Origin of the sequence: Natronococcus roseus (assembly GCF_043677095.1) — an archaeon.
Lineage (GTDB): Archaea > Halobacteriota > Halobacteria > Halobacteriales > Natrialbaceae > Natronococcus > Natronococcus roseus.
Map to the genome: position 1 here is coordinate 1 of NZ_JBHLJR010000008.1, position 19,783 is coordinate 19,783.

General features: G+C 63.5%; 17 protein-coding genes and 1 pseudogene. 10 read left to right on the top strand and 8 right to left on the bottom strand.

Annotated elements, in window-relative coordinates:
• Positions 1-99 precede the first annotated feature (99 nt).
• Positions 100-954, bottom strand: a complete 855-nt coding sequence (locus ACFEMD_RS19580; protein WP_394742971.1) for a 3-hydroxyacyl-CoA dehydrogenase family protein — start codon at positions 952-954, stop codon at positions 100-102.
• A gap of 212 nt (positions 955-1,166) precedes the next feature.
• On the opposite strand from ACFEMD_RS19580, the gene ACFEMD_RS19585 reads away from it, so the two are divergent.
• The 4 genes and pseudogenes from ACFEMD_RS19585 (at position 1,167) to ACFEMD_RS22105 (ending at position 3,801) form a co-directional block, all read left to right on the top strand.
• Positions 1,167-1,955 carry a class I fructose-bisphosphate aldolase gene (locus ACFEMD_RS19585; RefSeq protein ID WP_394742972.1) on the top strand — a complete coding sequence of 263 codons (789 nt, stop codon included), beginning with the start codon at positions 1,167-1,169 and terminating at the stop codon, positions 1,953-1,955.
• Positions 1,952-2,821: a class 1 fructose-bisphosphatase gene (locus tag ACFEMD_RS19590; RefSeq protein WP_394742973.1), complete on the top strand. Its 870-nt coding sequence runs from the start codon at positions 1,952-1,954 to the stop codon at positions 2,819-2,821. The genes ACFEMD_RS19585 and ACFEMD_RS19590 overlap by 4 nt, the downstream gene beginning before the upstream one ends.
• 168 nt (positions 2,822-2,989) lie before the next feature.
• Positions 2,990-3,523 (top strand): annotated as a pseudogene (locus tag ACFEMD_RS19595) (ADP-dependent glucokinase/phosphofructokinase); the annotation flags it as partial.
• Positions 3,524-3,621: 98 nt separating this feature from the next.
• Entirely contained in the window at positions 3,622-3,801 is a 180-nt protein-coding gene (locus ACFEMD_RS22105) for an ADP-dependent glucokinase/phosphofructokinase (RefSeq protein ID WP_449560132.1), read from the top strand.
• Positions 3,802-3,813: 12 nt separating this feature from the next.
• Here ACFEMD_RS22105 and ACFEMD_RS19600 read toward each other — a convergent pair whose 3' ends face one another.
• Together ACFEMD_RS19600 and ACFEMD_RS19605 are read right to left on the bottom strand one after the other, a co-directional pair.
• Entirely contained in the window at positions 3,814-4,080 is a 267-nt protein-coding gene (locus ACFEMD_RS19600) for a hypothetical protein (RefSeq protein ID WP_394742974.1), read from the bottom strand.
• A 1-nt stretch (position 4,081) separates the two neighbouring features.
• Positions 4,082-5,254 carry a hypothetical protein gene (locus ACFEMD_RS19605; RefSeq protein WP_394742975.1) on the bottom strand — a complete coding sequence of 391 codons (1,173 nt, stop codon included), beginning with the start codon at positions 5,252-5,254 and terminating at the stop codon, positions 4,082-4,084.
• A 250-nt stretch (positions 5,255-5,504) separates the two neighbouring features.
• Between ACFEMD_RS19605 and ACFEMD_RS19610 the strand changes: the two genes are divergently transcribed.
• Both ACFEMD_RS19610 and ACFEMD_RS19615 read left to right on the top strand, forming a co-directional pair.
• The gene (locus ACFEMD_RS19610; protein WP_394742976.1) at positions 5,505-7,283 is read left to right on the top strand and encodes an acyl-CoA carboxylase subunit beta; all 1,779 of its coding nucleotides are present in this window, start codon (positions 5,505-5,507) and stop codon (positions 7,281-7,283) included.
• A 129-nt stretch (positions 7,284-7,412) separates the two neighbouring features.
• Positions 7,413-7,763: a DUF5658 family protein gene (locus ACFEMD_RS19615; RefSeq protein ID WP_394742977.1), complete on the top strand. Its 351-nt coding sequence runs from the start codon at positions 7,413-7,415 to the stop codon at positions 7,761-7,763.
• A gap of 13 nt (positions 7,764-7,776) precedes the next feature.
• Here the strand turns inward: ACFEMD_RS19615 and ACFEMD_RS19620 are convergent, their stop codons facing one another.
• From ACFEMD_RS19620 to ACFEMD_RS19630, 3 genes are read right to left on the bottom strand one after another with little or no spacing between them, the layout of a single operon-like run.
• Entirely contained in the window at positions 7,777-8,397 is a 621-nt protein-coding gene (locus ACFEMD_RS19620) for a PH domain-containing protein (RefSeq protein WP_394742978.1), read from the bottom strand.
• Positions 8,394-9,248 carry a PH domain-containing protein gene (locus ACFEMD_RS19625; RefSeq protein WP_394742979.1) on the bottom strand — a complete coding sequence of 285 codons (855 nt, stop codon included), beginning with the start codon at positions 9,246-9,248 and terminating at the stop codon, positions 8,394-8,396. Before ACFEMD_RS19625 ends, ACFEMD_RS19620 begins: the two co-directional genes overlap by 4 nt.
• A 2-nt stretch (positions 9,249-9,250) precedes the next feature.
• Positions 9,251-9,712, bottom strand: a complete 462-nt coding sequence (locus ACFEMD_RS19630; RefSeq protein WP_394742980.1) for a MaoC family dehydratase — start codon at positions 9,710-9,712, stop codon at positions 9,251-9,253.
• Positions 9,713-9,964: 252 nt separating this feature from the next.
• Between ACFEMD_RS19630 and gdhB the strand changes: the two genes are divergently transcribed.
• Positions 9,965-11,239 carry a glutamate dehydrogenase GdhB gene (gene gdhB / locus ACFEMD_RS19635; protein WP_394742981.1) on the top strand — a complete coding sequence of 425 codons (1,275 nt, stop codon included), beginning with the start codon at positions 9,965-9,967 and terminating at the stop codon, positions 11,237-11,239.
• 201 nt (positions 11,240-11,440) lie between these two features.
• Here gdhB and ACFEMD_RS19640 read toward each other — a convergent pair whose 3' ends face one another.
• A complete protein-coding gene (locus ACFEMD_RS19640) occupies positions 11,441-12,724 on the bottom strand; it encodes a Cdc6/Cdc18 family protein (protein WP_394742982.1) in 1,284 nt (427 codons plus the stop codon).
• 1,471 nt (positions 12,725-14,195) lie between these two features.
• On the opposite strand from ACFEMD_RS19640, the gene ACFEMD_RS19645 reads away from it, so the two are divergent.
• Complete coding sequence (locus ACFEMD_RS19645) at positions 14,196-14,573, top strand: helix-turn-helix domain-containing protein (protein ID WP_394742983.1); 378 nt, start codon at positions 14,196-14,198, stop codon at positions 14,571-14,573.
• Positions 14,574-14,663: 90 nt separating this feature from the next.
• Here ACFEMD_RS19645 and ACFEMD_RS19650 read toward each other — a convergent pair whose 3' ends face one another.
• Positions 14,664-15,170 (bottom strand): GNAT family N-acetyltransferase, encoded by a 507-nt coding sequence (locus tag ACFEMD_RS19650; RefSeq protein ID WP_394742984.1) that lies wholly within the window; start codon positions 15,168-15,170, stop codon positions 14,664-14,666.
• A gap of 158 nt (positions 15,171-15,328) precedes the next feature.
• Here ACFEMD_RS19650 and ACFEMD_RS19655 point away from each other — a divergent pair, with 158 nt between their 5' ends.
• Together ACFEMD_RS19655 and ACFEMD_RS19660 are read left to right on the top strand one after the other, a co-directional pair.
• A complete protein-coding gene (locus ACFEMD_RS19655) occupies positions 15,329-16,369 on the top strand; it encodes a hypothetical protein (protein WP_394742985.1) in 1,041 nt (346 codons plus the stop codon).
• 280 nt (positions 16,370-16,649) lie between these two features.
• Positions 16,650-18,236: a tyrosine-type recombinase/integrase gene (locus tag ACFEMD_RS19660; protein WP_394742986.1), complete on the top strand. Its 1,587-nt coding sequence runs from the start codon at positions 16,650-16,652 to the stop codon at positions 18,234-18,236.
• The last annotated feature ends 1,547 nt before the right edge of the window (positions 18,237-19,783 follow it).

Consider the following 19,783-nt stretch of genomic DNA (forward strand, 5'->3'; position numbering starts at 1 on the left):
TGAGGCGTGCGTTTTCGGGCATAGAACACTTTGAAAACGCCACGCCTCACTTCTTCAACCTTATCTGAACACCGCCGCGTCGGGTCGGCGAGGGGTTCGTCAGTCGTGCTCGTAGAACCCCTTACCCGTCTTCTTTCCGAGGTCGCCGGCCTCGACCTTCCGCTTGAGCAGGTAGGCCGGTTTGTACCGATCGCCGAGCTCCTCGTGGAGGGTCTCGGAGGCGTGGAGACAGATGTCGAGGCCGATGTGATCGGCCAGCGTCAGCGGCCCCATCGGGACGTTCGTGCCGAGTTCCATCCCCGCGTCGATATCTTCCTTCGTCGCGACGCCCTCGTCGTAGGCCCGGATCCCCTCGTTGATCCAGGGCATCAGGATCCGATTCGTGACGAAGCCGGGCTTGTCGTCGGACTCCCAGGTCGTCTTGCCCAGCTCCTCGGCGAGGTCGTGGGCCAGTTCGGTCGCGCCGTCGGTCGTCTTTTCGCCGACGACGACCTCGACGCCCTCCATGATCGGGACGGGGTTCATGAAGTGCAGCCCGATCACGCGCTCCGGGCGGTCGAGTTCGGAGGCGATCGTCGTGATCGAGAGGGTGCTCGTGTTCGTCGCGAGTAACACGTCCTCGTCGCAGACTCGCTCCAGCTCCGCGAAGATCTCCCGTTTGACGTCCATCTCCTCGAGAGCGGCCTCGACGACGAGGTCACAGTCGCCGAGTTCGTCGATGGCGGTCGTCCCCTCGATCCGGCCGCGGATCGTCTCGGGGTCCTCCTCGAGGGCGTCCCGACTCTCGAGGCGGCCGAGGCTGTCCTCGATCGTCTCGAAGCCGTTCTCGACGAACTCCCGTTCGATGTCCCGGAGCACGACGTCGTAGCCGGTCGTCGCGGCGACCTGTGCGATCCCGCTGCCCATCGTTCCCGCGCCGACGACGCCGATCCGGTCGATCTGATCGCGTACCATACGCCGGCCTTCACCCATCGGGCTCGTAAACGTGCCGATCGATCGTGTGAGTCCGCCGCTCGAGGGAGACGAACTGTTGCTTTCCAGAGGGGTTGTACGGAGGGATATTTCCGGACAGTGGACGACCGACGGAGTCGCTTACTACGACTGTAAGTAATTTATATCAGGCAGACCACCAGAGATATATAGCGACACGGTGGACCGTCTAACAGATGATTCCGATCGACGACTCTCCGATCGTTCGCGACGGTAAGTCACTGATTCTCGCGATGGACCACGGCCTCGAGCACGGTCCGGTCGACTTCGAGGACGTCCCGGAGAAGCTCGACCCGTCGACGGTGTTCGAGACGGCGACCCACGACGCCGTCACCTGCATGGCCGTCCAGAAGGGGATCGCGGAGGGGTACTACCCCAGCTACGAGGACGACGTCAACCTCCTGTTGAAGGTAAACGGCACCTCGAACCTCTGGATGGGCGAGTACGACTCCGCGGTGAACTGCTCGGTCGACTACGCGGCCGAACTCGGTGCCGACGCTATCGGTTTCACGCTCTACGGCGGTTCGAACCACGAGGTCGAGATGGCCGAGGAGTTCCGCGACGTCCAGGAGGACGCCCGCGAACACGATCTGCCCGTCGTCATGTGGTCATACCCCCGCGGACAGGGGCTGAAAAACGACACCAAGCCGAGCACCATCTCCTATGCAACCCGCCTCGGCCTCGAGCTGGGCGCCGACATCGCGAAGGTCAAGTACCCCGGCAGTTCCGAAGCGATGGAACACGCCTGCAAGTCCGCCGGCGACATGAACGTCGTCATGAGCGGCGGGTCGAAGACGTCGGACTACGAGTTCCTCTCGACGGTCGAGTCCGCCGTCAGCGCCGGCGCGAAGGGGCTCGCGGTCGGGCGCAACGTCTGGCAGCGCGAGAACCCGACCCGAATCCTCGACGCCCTCGAGAAGGTGATCTTCGAGGAGGAGACCGCCGACGCCGCGCTCGAGGAATGACCGGACGCGACGACAGTCGCGTGGTCGACGAGGTAGTCGAGACGATCGCGGAATCGGCACCGGAGATCAGGCAGGGCCTCGTCGGCCGACGCGAGGACGCCGACGCGGAGAACCCGAGCGGTGAGACCCAGGCCGAGGCCGACGTCTGGGCCGACGAGCTGCTCGCCGACCGCCTCTCGTCGATCGACGGGGTTTGTCAGTACGCGAGCGAGGAGCGCCTCGAGACGATCGACTGCGGGGACGAGGGCGGGCTTTCGGTCGGCGTCGACCCCCTCGACGGCTCCTCGAACCTCAAATCGAACAACACGATGGGGACGGTGTTCGGAATCTACGACGAACCCCTTCCCGCACCGGGCACCTCGCTCGTCGCCTCGGGCTGGATCCTCTACGGGCCGATCACGACGATGGCCCTCGCCCGCGACGGAGTCGTCGAAAAGTACGAGCTGACGGGCGACGACCGCAACCTCGTCGACGACGACGTTACCCTCCCCGACGATCCCCTCGTCTACGGCTTCGGCGGCCGCGTCCCCCACTGGTCGGACGAGTTCGAGGCTTACGTCCGCGAGATCGAGTCCGATCCGGACCACAAACTGCGCTACGGCGGCGCGATGATCGGCGACGTCAACCAGGTGCTCACCTACGGCGGGATCTTCGCCTACCCCGCCCTCGAGGGCAACCCCCGAGGCAAGCTCCGCCTGCAGTTCGAGGGGAACCCGATCGCACACCTCGTCGAGACGGCCGGCGGCAGCTCCACAGATGGAAGCCAGTCGATCCTCGAGGTCGAACCGGACGAGCTCCACGACCGCGTGCCGCTGCACGTCGGCAACGACGAGCTGATCGACCGCCTCGAGGACGCCCTCGAGTAGCCACTTGAGGCGAACGTTCCAGACGACCCTCCTTTTTCGCGCGTAGGAACCGGGTCCACTGTTTCCATGGCGGTCGGGATCGCCGCGTCCCCGGGGAGACGGCGAGTGCCAAAGCGAGAGTCCGACACGCACAGGGTTATTTCGCTACGGCTGGGAGGTGCCGGTGCAATGAGGGACGCCCACGCCCGACTGGAGCGGGATCTCGCCGCCCTCGAGGAGTTGTCGGTATTCGTCGCCTACAACGCGAACGTCGATGCGATCGTTCGAGTCGCCGAAGAGCTGGCGTCGTTTCTCGATCGACCGTCGGACCCCGGGAAGACGGGACCGGCGAAACCGCTCGAGTCGAAGCGGGATCTCGCGGCGGCGATCGCGCGAACGATGGCGGCCGGACACGGCGACGAGATCGCCATGACCGATGCGTTCGCCGCCACGCTGGAGGCGGAGCTGAAGCCCGACGGCCAGGCGGGGATCATGACGAACCTGCTCACCGCACTGGGGACCGCACCGATCACGTACACGTACCTGCTCTCCGAGCGACAGCTGTCGATGTTCGACCACCCCGAGGCGGTGCGCTACCCCGTCCTCGAGGACGAGACGGTGAGCTACGTTTCCCTTCCAGAGGCCGAAACCGCCGAGCGAACGAAGATCAACTGGGTGTTCGAGTTCAGGGAGGGAGACGAGTTCTTCGGGGTGCGGGCGACAGGTGGCTCCCGGTTCATCGCTGCCTCGAGACCGCCGGAGTTCGACCTGACGGCCGGCGATCTCGAGACCCCTCGAGGAAGGGACTGGCGGCGATCGAACTGCTCGCAGAACACGTCGGCGGGCGAGTCGATGACGGCACCCTCTGTGAGCCGACGGTCGCCGCCTGCCCCAACCGCGTCGTCGCCGATCCCGCGGGGACAGTCGGTATCGGCGACATCGTCTCGGCCTCGAGTTTCGTCCTCGAGCTCGCCGTCACCAGGGACGAGAGTGAGGGGTGATCGCGGTCCCGATCAGTCGCGGTTCGACGAGCCGCCCCAGCCGGCCGTGATGGAGACGTACAGTCCGACCCCGACCAGCAGGAGGAGGTAGAACAGCCACCGGGGCCAGTTCGTCGAGAGAAACAGCAGCGTCAGAAACAGGACCCAGAGACCGATGACGAGCGCGTCGAGGACGATACGGGTTCCGACGCCGACGGCCGCTGCGAGGCTGGCGAGCGCGCGTCGCGGTCGGGAGCGGCGGTCGTCGGACATCGCTGCGTGCGTGGTGTCGGGTTCCATCTCAGAAGTGATAACCGTACTGCTCGGTGACGCGATAGGCCGCGACCCCCCAGACGTAGCTCTGGCCGGGCCACCAGGTGCGGGCGTTGTTGAACCCCGCGACGAGGACGTCCTCCTCGTCGCCCCCGGGATCGTCGTAGTAGCTGGCCGAGCCGCTGTCGCCGTCGGTCAGGTCCATCTCGCCGCCCCAGCGGATTTGGCCCCGCCGACAGAAGTCGTCGGTGAAACAGGTTACCGCGTCGAACCCCTGGACCCGACCGGTCGTATGGCCCGTCAGCGCGCCGACCTTCTCGAGGCGTTCGTCCCGGGCGATGAGGTCGGCGAGGCCCCAGCGTGTCAGCTGGCCGCGCACGCGAACTGGCTCCGGAGCGTCGATCCACATCGACGGCGCGAGACTCCCGTTCGGTTCGATGGCGGCAACGTCCTCGACGGGATAGGCGTGTCTGACCGGCCCGAGTTCGACGGGGTCCTCGGCCGAAATCGGGAGCGAGAGCAACGCGCCGTCGACCTCGTCCTGCTCCTCGAAGGCGTGTTCGGCCGTGACGAAGTACCGTTGCTGAATTTCGGGGTCGAACATAGCCGGCCCGAGCGTCGCGAGACTCGAGGGCGTCTCGCAGGCGATTCCGGCGGGGACCTGGCTCGAGGTGAGCGATTCGGCCATTCGCGGCTCGTAGCGGTCGGAGTCGTCCTCGACCGCCTCGACGTCGACGATCTCTCGGACGGTCAGGGAGACGCCCTCCGAGAGGTCGCCGACCGCGTCTCGGATCGAATCGAGGTCGCCGGAGACGCCGACCGAGACCGCCGCACCGCCGTCGTCGTAGGGCTCGGGGACGACCGCGCTGCCGAGGTATCCGGTGAAGGCGGCCCGGGAGAGGCGGTCGTTCAGCTCGATCGCGCTCTCGACGGCGGCGTACCAGTCGGCGGGAACGTACTCCGTGCGCTCCTCGAGCGACCAGGGGTCGTCGGGGTCGCTTCGGACGAGCGCGGTGACGACCGGGACCTCGCCGTCGTCGGCCGCGAGGAAGTCCTCGACGCCGAGAAAGTGGGCCATACCGAGGGCGTACCCGCCAGTAGCGAGGGTTCGGAAGAACTCACGGCGGCTCATTCCCTCTCGGACGTGGTCGCGAATCCTCGCGAGTCGATCTGCGGAGCGGGAAGCGGTCGCATGGGACATACTACTGATCTCTCGAGTCTGGCTCTACGGCGTACGCCACGGGCTGTCATAGCTAATCGTCACGTACACCCGTGGGATCGGAAGCTACTACGGGTTTGGGTAATTTAGAAGATACCGATTCTGCCTGCAGGTGCTATTTCCGTTTGGTACCCTGACAGTCACCGAAACCGGCGTTTCGGCGGGATAGTCGGTCGAATCACGACGCCGGCGAGTGAAAACGGTTTTGGGACCCCCCGTCGCAATTTTTGTCATGAAAGTTCGTATCGCTGCGACCGCGTCCGACGACGAGGCGGCCGCGATCGCGGCCGCGCTGGCCGAGCACGTCGGGAGCGACGTCGAGGTGTACGTCGGCGACGGAGACGAGCCGGCAGCGACCCACGAGGAGCCGACCGAGCCCGAGCAGACGGCGGATCGATCGGCGGCCGACCGGTCCGCGGAGTCGCTCGGACCGACCGACCGCGAGGCGCTGCTGTGGGCGGAGATCGAGGATATCCTCGAGGGCGGCCCGAAGAAGTACCGCGAGCAGCTCGAGGACGGCGAGAAGCTGTTCGTCCGGGATCGACTCGACCTGTGGTTCGGCGGGGACGGCGGCGACCTGCTGTTCGAGGACGGGAAGTTCGCGGCGTTCGACGACTGGCACCCCCGCGGGGCCGACGCGGACGAGGAGACCGACGACCGACTTCCGGCCGACGGGCTCATCACTGGCGCCGCGGAGTTCGAGGGACGGGACGTCCACTTCATGGCCAACGATTACACCGTCAAGCGCGGCAGCATGGCGACCAAGGGCGTCGAGAAGTTCCTCCGGATGCAACAGCGGGCGCTGAAGACGGGCAAGCCGGTACTGTACCTGATGGACTCCTCAGGGGGGCGGATCGACCAGCAGACGGGCTTTTTCGCCAACCGTGAGGGGATCGGGAAGTACTACTACAACCACTCGATGCTCTCGGGTCGGGTGCCCCAGATCTGCGTGCTCTACGGTCCCTGTATCGCCGGGGCCGCCTACACGCCCGTCTTCGCCGACTTCACGATCATGGTCGAGGGGATGTCCGCGATGGCGATCGCCTCCCCACGGATGGTCCAGATGGTCACCGGCGAGGACATCGACCTCGAGGAGCTCGGCGGGCCCGCGGTCCACGCCTGCGAGTCGGGGTCGGCGGATCTGGTCGCCCGCGACGAGGAACATGCCCGCGAGCTCGTCGCCCAGCTGATCACCTATCTCCCCGACAGCGCCGACGAGAAGCCGCCGAAACAGGAGCCGAAGCCGCCGGTCGCTTCGCCGGAGGGGATCGACGCGATCGTTCCGCAGGAGCCCAACAAGGGGTACGACATGACCGATGTCATCGATCGGGTCGTCGACGAGGGGTCGTACTTCGAGTTACGGCCCGATTACGGCGAGGAGATCATCACGGCCTACGCCCGGATCGACGGCCGCCCCGTCGGGATCGTCGCGAACCAACCGGCCCACCGCGCGGGCGCGATCTTCCCCGACGCGGCCGAGAAGGCCGCGGAGTTCATCTGGAAGTCCGACGCGTTCGACATCCCCCTGCTCTATCTCTGTGACACGCCCGGGTTCATGGCCGGCTCGCAGGTCGAGAAGGAGGGCATCTTAGAGCAGGGCAAGAAGATGATCTACGCGACCTCTTCGGCGACGGTGCCCAAGCAGACGGTGGTCGTCCGCAAGGCCTACGGCGCCGGGATCTACGCGATGGGCGGCCCCGCATACGATCCCGAGAGCGTCATCGGTCTCCCGTCTGGAGAGATCGCCATCATGGGTCCCGAAGCCGCGATCAACGCAGTCTACGCGCGCAAGCTCTCCGAAATCGACGACCCCGAGGAGCGCGAACGCCGCGAGCAGGAACTGCGCGAGGAGTACCGCGAGGACATCGACGTCCACCGGATGGCAAGCGAGGTCGTCATCGACGAGATCGTCCCCCCGAGCACGCTTCGCGAGGAGCTGTCGGCCCGCTTCGCGTTCTACGAGGGCCTCGAGAAGGAGCTGCCGGACAAGAAACACGGCACGATCCTCTAGTTCGATCCCGAAAACCGTTTAGCAGCCGCCTATCCGATCGCTATCGCTCTCATAACAAAACCGCTCCTCGTCGAGGAGAGCTACACGCTCCCGAGGGCGGCTGCCGGTTCGACTCCGGCGGGGAGACTCATGAGCTTCGACGAGGGACACGCCTCGAGACGGCTTCCCGGCGAGCTGACGCCGAAGATGCTCGAGCGCGCGCTCTGGATCCTCGTCGCCCTCTCGCTGGTCGGCGACGTCGTCACGACGTTCGTCGGCCTCCAGCTCGGGCTGGCCGAGTCGAACCCGATCGCCAGGAACGTGATCTACAGCTACGGGCTCGCGGGAATGCTCGCGATGAAGGGGACCGCCGTCGGCATTGGCCTGGCCTGTCGGCCGCTCCTTCCACAGGTGTATCGGGTGATCGTCCCCGCCGGGCTCGCGATCCCCTGGACCGTCGCGGTCGGGATCAACCTCTACATGATCTCGCGGGTCGTCTGAGCGCCTGAGGGTGCTATCGACGCTCGTCGCCGTTCCGCTCCTCGAGGGCGACCCGCCAGCCCCGAACCGCGTCCTTGATCGCGGCCCACTGTGCCCGCGTGCCGGGAACTCCAGCCCTTTCGGATCCGCCCGCCGCACGCTCGAGTTCGGCTCGAACCGCGAGCGGAGCGTCGATGGAGCGAAACGCGAGCGTCGATCCGCTCGCGGTCTCGATCGAGACCGTTCCGGCGTCGATCACCGTCTCGAGGGCACCCTGCGTGACGGTCGTGTTCTGGACTCGCGCGAGGCCGACCGTTCGCACCGAGACGCCGACCACGCCGCGTCTGATCGCCAGCCGACGGTCCGTGATCACGAACTCCGTTCTCGCGAGCCGGACGTAGGGCCACAGCGGCACCGCCGCGAGTATCGGGATCCAGCCCAGTGCCAGGATCGTGAGGAACTCGAGGACGACGCCGACGGCGACCGCGGCCATAGCGAGGACCGTGCCGGCCAGCCACGGGTAGATGGTCTGGACCCGAGGTCGGCCTCGCCACTGTAGTCGCTCGTCGGACTCGAGGGCCAGCCAGGATGCGACCCTCTCTCGGTCCGCCTGATCGCCCGAATCGGTCCGAGAACGACTCGTCGTGGCCGTCATCGTCGGTTCCGATCGTCGTCGTCGGATCCGTTCCTCGAGGCGTCGTCCTCGAGCGGACGGTCATCGAGCGACGGATCGTCGCCCTCGAGGAGTCGGTCGTCGGACGAATGTCCGCCAGACGGGACATCGTCCGCCGGGTCCGGGTCGTCCCTCGGCGGCTGTCGCCTGCGAACGGGCTCCCGACGATCCGGTCGGGATTCGGTCCTCGGCTCGGAGTCGGGTCCGGCTTCCGGGTCGGCTTCGGGTTCGACGTCGGAGTTGGACTCGAGCAACCCTTCGCCGTCGATATCCGATACTTCGTCGTCGATATCCGGCATCTCGACGTCGTCCGACCCCTCGACGGCCGCACGGATCGCCCGTAGCTCGGTGAGGATCTCCTCGAGGACGTCCCCCTCTCCCTGACCCGGATCGCGGTGACGGCCGACCTGTTCGCTGATTCGTTGCTGGACCGTTCGGGGCTCCGGAACGGATCGAAACGCCATCTCGACGCCCGCGCCGCCGGCGGTCGTGAGTTCGACCGTTCCGTAGCCGAAGGTCGAGCCGAGCGCTGACTGGCTGTAGGAGATGTCCTGGACCTTCTCGTGGTCGATCCGTTTGACGTCCCGGGAGAGCACGCCCGTTTTCCGGTAGACGGCGCTGTCGGTGATCACGTAGACGGTGTTACTGATCCGAAGGTACTCGCCGACGATGAGCAGGATCCCGATCAGCACGATCGAGAGTGGGATCCCGATCGCCAGCGTCGGCAGCAGCGTCCGACGGTCGGGGCCGCCGACCCAGACGATCTCCTCGTCGTCCTCCAGCGAGAGCCACTCGAGGTCGCGCTCGAGGGCGGCGTCACCGGAGGCCGACATCGTCACTCCGCCTCCGCGCGCTCGCGTTTCAGCGAGAGAACCGTGCGCTCGAACTCGCAGACGAGCTCGTCGTCCTGGTTGAACGCCTCGACGCGCATGGTGACGATCCCGCGCTCACCGTCGCTGGTCTCGCGCTTGTCGGTCACCGTCGACTGTACTCGGATCGTGTCGCCGTGAAACACCGGCTGGGGGTGTTCGACGTCGTCGTAGGAGAGGTTCGCGACGATCGTCCCGTCGGTCGTCTCCGGGATCGAGACCCCGACCGCCAGCGACATCGTGTAGAGTCCGTTGACCAGCCGGTCCCCGAACTGGGTGTCGCCAGCGAACTCCTCGTCGAGGTGGAGTGGCTGCTGGTTCATCGTCATATCACAGAAGCGCTGGTTGTCGCTCTCGGAGATCGTCCGTCGGCGCTCGTGTTCGATCGTCTCGCCGACCTCGAACTCCTCGTAGTACAGTCCCGTCATGCGTTCGACCTCCACGAGACCGCACAAAAACGCGTCGGGATCTCGAGGGGTCGTTTGCCCGCTCGATGACTCAAGAGGTGAGCGATCATCCCCCTTCATCTCGCGATCGCAAGTATTGTCAACACTCGCTCGCAGTGACAAGGGTTATTGTTCGGTACGAATACCAGTTACACCTGCACCCGGAGGCCGGTTCGGCGGGAGGTCGTCAGCCGAGTCGAACACGACTCCGGTCGGTGCACTCACCGTTTCACAATGACTACAGCCGAATCCACAGCGGAACCCGAATCCGAGAGCGCCGTCGAAACCGCCCGCCGCCAGCTCGAGCGCGCCGCGGCCCACCTCGAGGTCGACGAGGGGGTCGTCGAACGGCTCCGCTATCCGACCAGCGTCTACCGGGTGTCGATCCCGCTCGAGCGCGACGACGGGACAACCGAGATGTTCACCGGCTACCGCGCCCACCACGACAGCGTCCGCGGCCCGTACAAGGGCGGGCTGCGCTACCATCCCGGCGTCACCGAGGACGAGTGCGTCGGGCTCTCGATGTGGATGACCTGGAAGTGTGCCGTGATGGATCTCCCCTTCGGCGGCGCGAAGGGAGGGGTCGTCGTCAACCCGAAGGAGCTGAGCCGGGGGGAGAAAGAGCGACTCACCCGTCGGTTCGCCGAGGAGCTCCGACCCGTCATCGGCCCGATGAAGGACATTCCGGCGCCGGACATGGGAACTGATCCCCAGACGATGGCGTGGTTCATGGACTCCTACTCGATGCAGGCCGGCGAAACGACGCCCGGTGTCGTTACGGGGAAACCGCCGGTCATCGGTGGCTCCGAGGGGCGAGAGAAGGCCCCCGGCCGGAGCGTCGGGATCGTCACGCGAGAGGCGATCGAGTACTACGATCGAGATCTCGAGGAGACGACGGTTGCGGTCCAGGGGTTCGGCAGCGTCGGTGCGAACGCGGCCCGCTATCTGGACGAACGCGGCGCGACGATCGTCGCGGTCTCGGACGTCGACGGGGCGATCTACGATCCGGACGGGTTCGACACGAACGACGTCGAGGACCACGACGAGGCGCCGGGGATGGTCTCGACGTACGACGCCCTCGAGACGCTCTCGAACGCGGAGCTGCTCGAGCTCGACGTCGACGTGCTGATTCCTGCGGCGATCGGGAACGTGTTGACCGTCGAGAACGCCCGCAACGTCAAGGCGGACATGATCGTCGAGGGCGCGAACGGGCCGACGACGTCGGCCGCCGACCAGGTCTTCGAGGACCAGGGCGTTCACGTGATCCCGGACATCCTCGCCAACGCCGGCGGCGTGACGGTGAGCTACTTCGAGTGGCTTCAGGACATCAACCGCCGCGCCTGGAGCTTGGAGCGGGTCCACAAGGAGCTCGAGTCGGAGATGCTCCAGGCGTGGAACGCCGTTCGAGAGGAGTACGACGCGCGGGACGTCACCTGGCGCGACGCGACCTACCTCGTCGCGCTCTCGCGGATCGCGGACGCACACGACGCCCGCGGCCTGTGGCCGTAGTCGGGGTATCGTCCCCGTCGGCAGGCGGGACCGTTGGGTCGGGGTCCCACCCCTCGTTCAGAGTGAAACGGCTCGAGAGGACGGTGGGGCTACAGAAACGAGAATGGAATCGGGAGCTACGCAAACGGAGAGCAAGGCGAGAGAGCTACGGGAACGGGGAGTGGAGCGGAGAGCTACGGGAACGGGGAGTAGGGCCGAGAGCTACGAGAACGAGGAGAGGTCGACGCGTCCGCGCGTCGAATCGGTACTGTCGACGAGTTTGTCGTAGGGAGGCAGCTCCTCGAGCGAGTCGTCGCGGCGAACGGCCTTGACGATGTGCTTCGGATCCGTGACGAGCCGGTGGAGGAGGTAGCTTCCCTGGGAGCGACCGCCGCCGGTCTTCTCGGACTCGATAACGCCTAAGAAGGCCTGTTCCTTGAGCTGGCGGTAGAGCCCGTTCTCGGTGATCGGGTCCGTCGCGACCAGCTCGCAGATGTCGGCGTAGCGCTCGTAGATCTCGCGGGTCTTGTAGGTCTCGCGGTCGCCAGTGACGATACAGCTCGCCAGCGCGTACAGTGCCAGCTTCGCGTGGGCGGTCGCCCCGCTGGTGAGCTCCTCGATCCGGTTGATCTCGGCGACTTCCTGGGCCTGCTTGATGTGGCGTTCGGAGACGCTCTCGGAGGCCGTGCGGCGGGCGAGCTCGCCGGCTTCCTTGAGGATCTCGATCGCCTTGCGCGCGTCGCCGTGTTTCTTCGCCGCGAGAGCAGCACAGAGCTCGATCGTGCCGTCCTCGAGCACGTCCGGCTGGAAGGCGTCCTGGCGATTGCGCATGATCTCTCGGAGCTGTGCGGCGTCGTAGGGGTGGAAGAACAGCTCCCGGTGGCCGAAGCTGCTGTCGATGCGCTCGTCTAGGGTCTCTCGGTACTGGACCTTGTTCGAAATGCCGATGACGCCGATGTAGGCGTCGGTCTTTCGGGCCTCGCGGGCCCGCGAGAGCTGCATCAGGATGTTGCTGTTGTCGAGCTTGTCGATCTCGTCGAGGATCACGATCACCGAGTCGAAGAACTCCTCGAGGACCGACCAGATGTGCTGGTAGTACTCCATCGTGCCGACCCCCCGGACCGGGATATGCTGGTCGTAGCCGGTTTGGTCGGCGAGGCTGAGGGCGAGCTGGCGGGTCGCCCGCGTTTCGGTGTTGGCTTCGGAGCAGTCGACGTAGAGCACGCCACAGCCGATTTCGTTGTCATCGGCGGCGTCCCGGGCCCGCGTCGCGACATGGCGGGAGATGAGACTCTTCCCGGTCCCGGTCTTGCCATAGATCATCACGTTGTTCGGTGGGTCGCCCCGCGTGATCGCCCCGACTTCGGCCGCGACGGACTGGATCTCGTCGTCCCGGCCGACGATCCGGTCCTCCTCGGGGACGTGGCCGACGTGCAGGAGTTCCTTCCGATTGAAGATCGGATCCTGCGACTGGAAGAGGGGATCCCCACCGGCCTGTTCGGTCATGTTGCTGTCCTTGGAGAGTTGTATAATAAAACTATGGAAGGTAGCTCAGACTGATAAGGTATCTCGAGCGGCGTTGAACCGATGTATTTCGAGAGAATCGGCGCGAGCGGGCCGGAGGCCGCATGCAGACTGAATAATGGGGAGACTCCACCAATGTTTTCGGCCTCTCTTCGACCCCACCCCCACCCCTCGTTCAGAGTGTAACGGCTCGAAAGAGGGGGTGGGAGGTGTGTGAGGAACGGCGGTGAGAAACCACGGAATTGAGACAGTAACTGCTGTGAGAATGTAACAGTACACTCATCATACTTTCATCTCGAACATGGATGAGTGTGTCTAGCATTCTCTACGACGGGACTTACTAGTTAGTATTATATGTTATGGTATAGGTTGTTGTTGCTGGTAGGAGGGCAGCGTCTAGAATAGCTCTAGTTAGTTACTATGTTGTTCTAGATATCTATCTAGTAACCGGACGTAGACATCCAGAGAGATAGTCCACCACTATATGCTAGCTACCAACTAGGTCAGAGATAACACACTCCAAGACAGCGTGCCACACGACCCGACGTCTGCATCGGCTCAAGATAAGGATGCTGGTAGTATGCCGTATCTACATGGTAAGGTTTACTCCCCTTTTCCGCTCCGATCGGGCGATCGTGTAGAATTATCGTGAGACGACTCAAATATGGCGCTTCCGATCAGTACGTTGATTCTCTACTGGATATCCGCCCCACCGTCGTCTCCCACAGACAGGGGGACACCTTCGAAGCCCTTTTCACTCTGAACGAGGGGTGGGGGTGGGCACACACTCCATTCAGAGTGAAAAGCTGCAGTCAGCTATCGCCGCTTCCCCCGGCTTCCCGCTCGAGTCGTTACACTCTGAACGAGGGGACCGGGGGATGACGACCGTGAGGGTACACCGATCTTTCGGTGGACAACGAGTTCGAACGCCGCCTACATCTTTCCAACCCCTGGAAAGAGACGCTGGGTGAAATAGCGTTCGCTCCGAACACGCACCCATGGAAGATGGGACCAGCACGGCTGGTCAACCCACCGGAGGTGGCCGACTCCCCAAACCCGATCCACTACCTGGTCCACGACGCCGAGGTCACCCTGCTGCTGTACACACAGCTCGGCCTCGAGCCGAACGACGGCTCAACGACGGTGAGGGTGACTTCCGCTGTGGAACCTGCAGCGCGACGTCCTCGGGACCGACCGCCGAGATGCCGATGGGCAACCGCAAAGGTCCCTACTGAGTTCCCGTTCGATTTCGGCCGTATCCCGTTCGATCCCGCGTCCGATCGCAGTCGTCCTTCTCCGATCCGATTCGGCGCTGCTCGATTCGATCTCGAGCGGACTTGTGTTTCGCTGCATCTCCAATCCTCCCCCACATAACCGCCCCCTGATAAATAGCCCCGTATATTTTGGGCGTTAGTTGGTACGGCTTCCACGGAAAGAAGGGAGTAGAACGACGATGTCCGTGACGAACTACGACCGCGATCCCGCCGACTCCGCATCGCCCCTCCCGACCGAAGACGACGTCGACGTCGACACCGTTCTCACCGCTCTCGAGGACGGCGACTGCCGAACGATCCTCGAGGCGACGACCGACGAGGCGCTGACCGCCGCCGAGGTCGCCGATCGGTGCGAGATCCCCTCCTCGACGGTGTACCGCAAACTCGAGCTGTTGACCGACGCGGGACTGCTCGAGGAGCGGACCCGAATCCAGATGGGCGGCAAACACGCCAGCGAGTACTGCCAGTGTTTCGACGAGATCACGGTCTCCGTGACCGGCACCGACGGAATTTCGATCGACGCCCCGGGGCAGGGCTCGAGTGCGCTCTCGGACTAACGTTTACGCTTCTGCGACGCTCCCGCCGATCGCCGAGCGACGGATACGTCCCCTTTTCTTCGAATCGACTTCCAAAACAGGGTCACAAGACTACAGGCGGAGTTCCATCTCGTGCTCTCCCCGCCCGCTCGCCGTCGTCTCGAAGCCGGCCGACCAGTAGAGGTTCATCGCGATCCGGTTCGACCGGGAGACGGTGAGCCAGACGTGCTCGACGCCGCGGTCCTGTCCCTGGCCGAGCAGCCCGCGGATGAGCTGCGTGCCGATCCCCGCCGCCTGGTACTCCGGTCGGACGAAGATCGCGAGCTCGAACAGCTCGCCGGAGGGGACCAACACCGCGTGGCCGACCGCGTCGTCCCCGTGGTACGCGACGGTGTTGTACCCGTCCTCGAGCAGCCCCTCGAGCCACTCGCGGGTTCGATCGTCCGATCTGGGCGGGAGCCCCTGTGACCGCGACTCCTCGTCGAAGTGGCCGTACATCTCGACGAGGGGCTCGGTGCCGTCGTCGTACTCGACGACGGTTATCGTCCGGCCCTCGTGATCGTCGGCCGTCGTCGGCGGACGCGGGAACCGCGATCGCTGATCGGACGGGAGGGTCATGTGGTCTACTCGGTGGCGGACGTTCCTAAGCCTGTCCCGGGTTCCCAGCGACTGGGAGCGACCGAGCATCCGTCGTTTCGGTCGAGAGACTCGGTACCGTACGTCTCTGCGGGACGAGCGCGTCACGGTTTTCCCCGTTCGGGCCGAAGCGCCTCCGTATGAAACGCCGTCAGTTGCTCTCGACGACTCTCGCCGCGACGGGCCTCGCGACGATCGCCGGGTGTTCCGGCACCGGCGACCTCGACGGTGACGACGGCCAGTTCCCCTCCCACGACGTTCCCGGCTACGCCAGGTGGGTCCCCGAGGCGAGCCGAGGAACGGAGACGGGCACGTTTTTCGCCCACCTCGACTGGACGGCCCTCGAGGAACTCGAGGGCGACGATCCGAGAACCGACGACGAAACCGAGGCGCTCCTCGAGGAGGCTCCGATCCTCGGACTCCCGATGTACGGCGGGCTGATCGCTCCGTTTGCGGCGTTCGGAATCATGTTCTACCCCTTCTCCGGCGACATCCTCCCCGAAGACGGCCAGGATATCGACGGGATCGCGACCGACTCGGTGACCTGGACCGAGAACGTGCTCGTGTTCCACGGAACGTACGACCCCGAACTCTTCGTCGCGCAGTACTCCGAGGAGTTCGAACAGGCGGACGAACGGAACGGGTACACCGTCTACGTCACCCCCGAGGAGCTGGCTTACGCCGTCTCGGAGGACGCCGTAGTCGTCGCGATCCAGTCCGGCGACGACGGGTATCGGCCCAAAGCCGTCGTCGAGGACGCGCTCGAGCGTCGCCTCGACGAGGTCGACCGAACCGTCGACACCGACGACGGTCGCTGGCTCTTCGAGACGACGGGCGACGCCGCGATGGCGTTCGGTGTCTGGAACGTCGAGAGCTTCGACGACGCGCTCGAGCCGGCCGAGGAGATCGACGCCGGCGACGAGCCGGGGGTCGATCTTGACGCGGGCGGCAACCCCGTTCTCGGCGATCTCGAGGGATTCGTCGCCACCCTCGTGGTCGATGCCGAGGACGGCGAGCTCCTCGAGACGGAAGCCCGATTCTCGGGGCTCTATCCCGAGGATTCGGTCCCCGCCGAGAGCATGGTCCGGGACCACCTCGTCGGCGAGGACGTGTCCCACGAGATCGCCCTCGAGGGGAATCGCGTCCACGCGTCGGCGACGTTCGAGGAACTGCCGTCGTAAGCTGTTCGGAAGTTTGGGTGGATCGCTCGAGGTTGCTTCCGCTGAGGGATATTTCCGAACGACAGCTATCGGCCTACTCGTTTTATTTCATACAAGAAGTAGTGGAATATAGTCCCGGGCGGATTCGAACCGCGAGGACTCGAATCCTCTCGTCCTCTGGGCTCGAATCCGCTGGACGTATTCGTCGCTCGCGGGTTTGCTCGCGACAGAAGTAGTCCCGGGCGGAGTGATACCTAAACGGTTCGAATCCTTTATCGTATTGAGGGTCAACTACCTTGCCATGTCTGTTGATGACCCATATGGGTATGAACGAAGATTACAACGGCTGCTCACGGAGGACATAAAGGAACTAGACAAACCTGACCAGAAACTTCTGCGCCTATATATCAAGAAAATGCAGAAACAACAGGCGAAAGGCACAGTATACAACAACGCGATGAGGGTCAAAGTCGTAATGGGTCAACTCGATACGCCGTTCGTCGATGCCGACGCCGGGGACATCGAACAGGCCATCGATGACCTACAACTCGAACGAGAGTGGAGCGACGGCACCGCGCGCAACTATGGGAAATCGGCGCGTTCGTTCATCAAAAACCTCGAAAAGCACACGGAGAAGCGCAAACGAGACTGGGCATTCGAGGCAAACCCCGATTACATCACCCTCCACAAAGATGACAGCGGAGGTAAAATCACCGAGGAGGATGTATTCGACCGCGAACAAGTTCGCCTCATGATAGAGGAGTGTGCGCGCAATGAACGTGACCGCGTACTCTTCGGATTGTTGCTCGATATGGGACTCAGAATTGGTGCCATCTGCTCCCTTCGCCGAGGAGACTACCGATATCAGCAGGACGAAGGAATAGGCATCCTGAGCATCAACGATGAAGCCGAAGGAACCAAAGGCGCAGACGGCCCTACACACGTCACCACGTGGTCGACCCCATATTTACAGCGCTACATCAACGGCGACCACCCCCGACCCGACGACCCGGGCGCACCACTCCTGCACAAACAGAACTGGGATGAAGAGAACGAAGACGACGACGGGTCGATGCAACCTCCCGTCGTCCGACGGCGGCTCCGACGAATCACCGCCGACTACGACGAAATTCCAGACGAGAAAATCAACCCACACACGTTTCGTCACACCGCTATAACACGATGGGCGCAGAGAGGGCTTTCTGACCGCGAAATTGTCCACAGAGCGGGATGGACACGTGAATCAAGACAGCTAGACCGTTACGAACATCTCACAGACAAAGACATCAACAACGAAATTCTCCGACGACACGGTATCGAACCGGCGGAGAAAGCCATCCCACTCCTCGACGACTGTCCCCAATGCGGCATCTCCATCGAGCCCATCATGTCGTTCTGTGCAAACTGTGGCCAGAACCTCGACATCGTCCGCGACAAACCCCACTGGTTCGAGGACTTACGCGATGCCGTCGGCGAAGACGACCCCATTATCCAATGGCTCATCGAGAATCCACACCACCTCCGCGACGAGGTCTACGACCTCCCCCACAGCGTCTATCATCGCGTCGAAAACTGCGTGTCGCGATACTTCGAGGAGACCGAACAATCCGTTATCGGGGAATCATTCATTGATGGCACTGTCACTAGCGAACAGAAAGTATTGGATGAACTCGGGATTGACCGAGCGTCGGAACTAGACGAACCGGTCACCACCGAAATCGATGAAGAACAATACCAGATACCGTACTCCGAAATTCACGATATCCAAGATGAAATCGACCGATTTGAGACGATAACCGACACAGAGCTAATCGCCTTCGGAATAGACGGCAAAGCCCTCAAAGTGGTATCAACGATACCCGAAGAACCTGCAGAAGATATTGAATGACTTCAATTTCGATGCTCCATTAACTCGTGCAGCCGAAAATCTGAATCGTCATTCTTTCCAGCGTGGACTTTACCTCCACATCCAAGGCAGGATATTTCCAGTGTGCGGTGTGTTACCCGAACCGACCTAACAAGATATCGAGAATAGACGCTAACATAGCTGTTAGGTCAAGAATTTCGAGGGCTCGGTTCCTGTGCCGCTGTTTTCTCTTTCGCTACGGTAGCGATTTTGCGGAAGTTCATATAAATGAACCTAACAGTGTTAGTAGTTGCTGGAGAACACACCGGGCATCGTCCACACGTTCAGTAGTTCTGGATTTGGGGTATTTGTGCGTGTCTTTCGTTCATCCTCCATCCTCACGGTGGTAGAATATTCAGGAGCCACATACCGACCGTGTAGAGAGACTTCTACGGGTCGTGAATGGTCTTCCGCTGAGACTCTCGCCGCAATCCGCGTTACGGGTTTATTATCATAGCTGGCCTACAGTACTTGGTCAATTAAAACCGTGATAAACCATGAATGACCCTATCTCTCGGCAGCACGAACCGATACCAGTCTCTCGGCGCACTGTCCTCAAAACAGCGGGAATCATCGCCCTCACGGGAACTGCTCTCACGGGAACCGTGGCAGCGCAACCCCCACAAGAACGCGGCCGAGAGCGCGCAGCCACCGCTAGTCGAGGACGGTCGACGCAAGGACTCGAACAGGCCGATGATGCGAGCGACGGTCGGGCTGGTGGAAACGGTAGAACTGGCCAACCGGGTCCCGGACTATGACCTTGCAACCATGATTCAAGACACACCACTATCACGCCGAACTGTGCTGAAAACCGCTGGTATAGTCGCCTCCACCGGGACAGCAGTCTCGGGAATAGCGGCTGCTCAACCGCCCCAGCAGCGCGGCCGCGACCGCGCAGCCACCGCCAGTCAGGGACGGTCGACACAAGGATTAGAACAGGCTGACACGGCGAGCGATGGGCGGGCTGGCGGAGGCCATCACGGAACGGGACCCACAATCTAACCTACAATCATGACTCAAGACAATCCAATTTCACGACGCGGCGTCCTCCGAACAGCGGGCGTTCTCGCCCTCACTGGCACAGCCGTCACCAGCACTGCCGCGGCTCAACCATCGGGACAACGCGGCCATGACCGCGCAGCCGTCGCCAGTGGCGGTCGGTCGACACAAGGACTCGACCGAGCAGCTACTGCGAGTGATGGACGGGCTGGCAGTCGCGGACATACAGGCCCTACAATCTGACTGACAATCATGACTCAAGGCACACTACTCACACGACGCAGCGTCCTTCGAACAGCGGGCGTTCTCGCCCTCACGGGCACGGCTCTGACCGGAACCGCCGTAGCACAACCGCCGGGACAACGCGGTCGTGACCGCGCAGCCACAGCCAGTCAGGGTCGGTCGACTCGTGGATTAGAACAGGCGGACACAGCGAGCGGTGGCCGGGCTGGCGGTAACGGACGCGGTGGGGCCTCTCCGGGCCCTATCCTCTAATAACCATGACCCAAGACAACCCAATATCACGCCGA

What these genes read in the sequence shown, in the direction of transcription:
- ACFEMD_RS19580 (WP_394742971.1), bottom strand. Translation starts at nt 954, where the DNA reads ATGGTACGCGATCAGATCGACCGGATCGGCGTCGTCGGCGCGGGAACG.
- ACFEMD_RS19585 (WP_394742972.1), top strand. Translation starts at nt 1,167, where the DNA reads ATGATTCCGATCGACGACTCTCCGATCGTTCGCGACGGTAAGTCACTG.
- ACFEMD_RS19590 (WP_394742973.1), top strand. Translation starts at nt 1,952, where the DNA reads ATGACCGGACGCGACGACAGTCGCGTGGTCGACGAGGTAGTCGAGACG.
- ACFEMD_RS19600 (WP_394742974.1), bottom strand. Translation starts at nt 4,080, where the DNA reads ATGGAACCCGACACCACGCACGCAGCGATGTCCGACGACCGCCGCTCC.
- ACFEMD_RS19605 (WP_394742975.1), bottom strand. Translation starts at nt 5,254, where the DNA reads ATGTCCCATGCGACCGCTTCCCGCTCCGCAGATCGACTCGCGAGGATT.
- ACFEMD_RS19610 (WP_394742976.1), top strand. Translation starts at nt 5,505, where the DNA reads ATGAAAGTTCGTATCGCTGCGACCGCGTCCGACGACGAGGCGGCCGCG.
- ACFEMD_RS19615 (WP_394742977.1), top strand. Translation starts at nt 7,413, where the DNA reads ATGAGCTTCGACGAGGGACACGCCTCGAGACGGCTTCCCGGCGAGCTG.
- ACFEMD_RS19620 (WP_394742978.1), bottom strand. Translation starts at nt 8,397, where the DNA reads ATGACGGCCACGACGAGTCGTTCTCGGACCGATTCGGGCGATCAGGCG.
- ACFEMD_RS19625 (WP_394742979.1), bottom strand. Translation starts at nt 9,248, where the DNA reads ATGTCGGCCTCCGGTGACGCCGCCCTCGAGCGCGACCTCGAGTGGCTC.
- ACFEMD_RS19630 (WP_394742980.1), bottom strand. Translation starts at nt 9,712, where the DNA reads ATGACGGGACTGTACTACGAGGAGTTCGAGGTCGGCGAGACGATCGAA.
- gdhB (WP_394742981.1), top strand. Translation starts at nt 9,965, where the DNA reads ATGACTACAGCCGAATCCACAGCGGAACCCGAATCCGAGAGCGCCGTC.
- ACFEMD_RS19640 (WP_394742982.1), bottom strand. Translation starts at nt 12,724, where the DNA reads ATGACCGAACAGGCCGGTGGGGATCCCCTCTTCCAGTCGCAGGATCCG.
- ACFEMD_RS19645 (WP_394742983.1), top strand. Translation starts at nt 14,196, where the DNA reads ATGTCCGTGACGAACTACGACCGCGATCCCGCCGACTCCGCATCGCCC.
- ACFEMD_RS19650 (WP_394742984.1), bottom strand. Translation starts at nt 15,170, where the DNA reads ATGACCCTCCCGTCCGATCAGCGATCGCGGTTCCCGCGTCCGCCGACG.
- ACFEMD_RS19655 (WP_394742985.1), top strand. Translation starts at nt 15,329, where the DNA reads ATGAAACGCCGTCAGTTGCTCTCGACGACTCTCGCCGCGACGGGCCTC.
- ACFEMD_RS19660 (WP_394742986.1), top strand. Translation starts at nt 16,650, where the DNA reads ATGTCTGTTGATGACCCATATGGGTATGAACGAAGATTACAACGGCTG.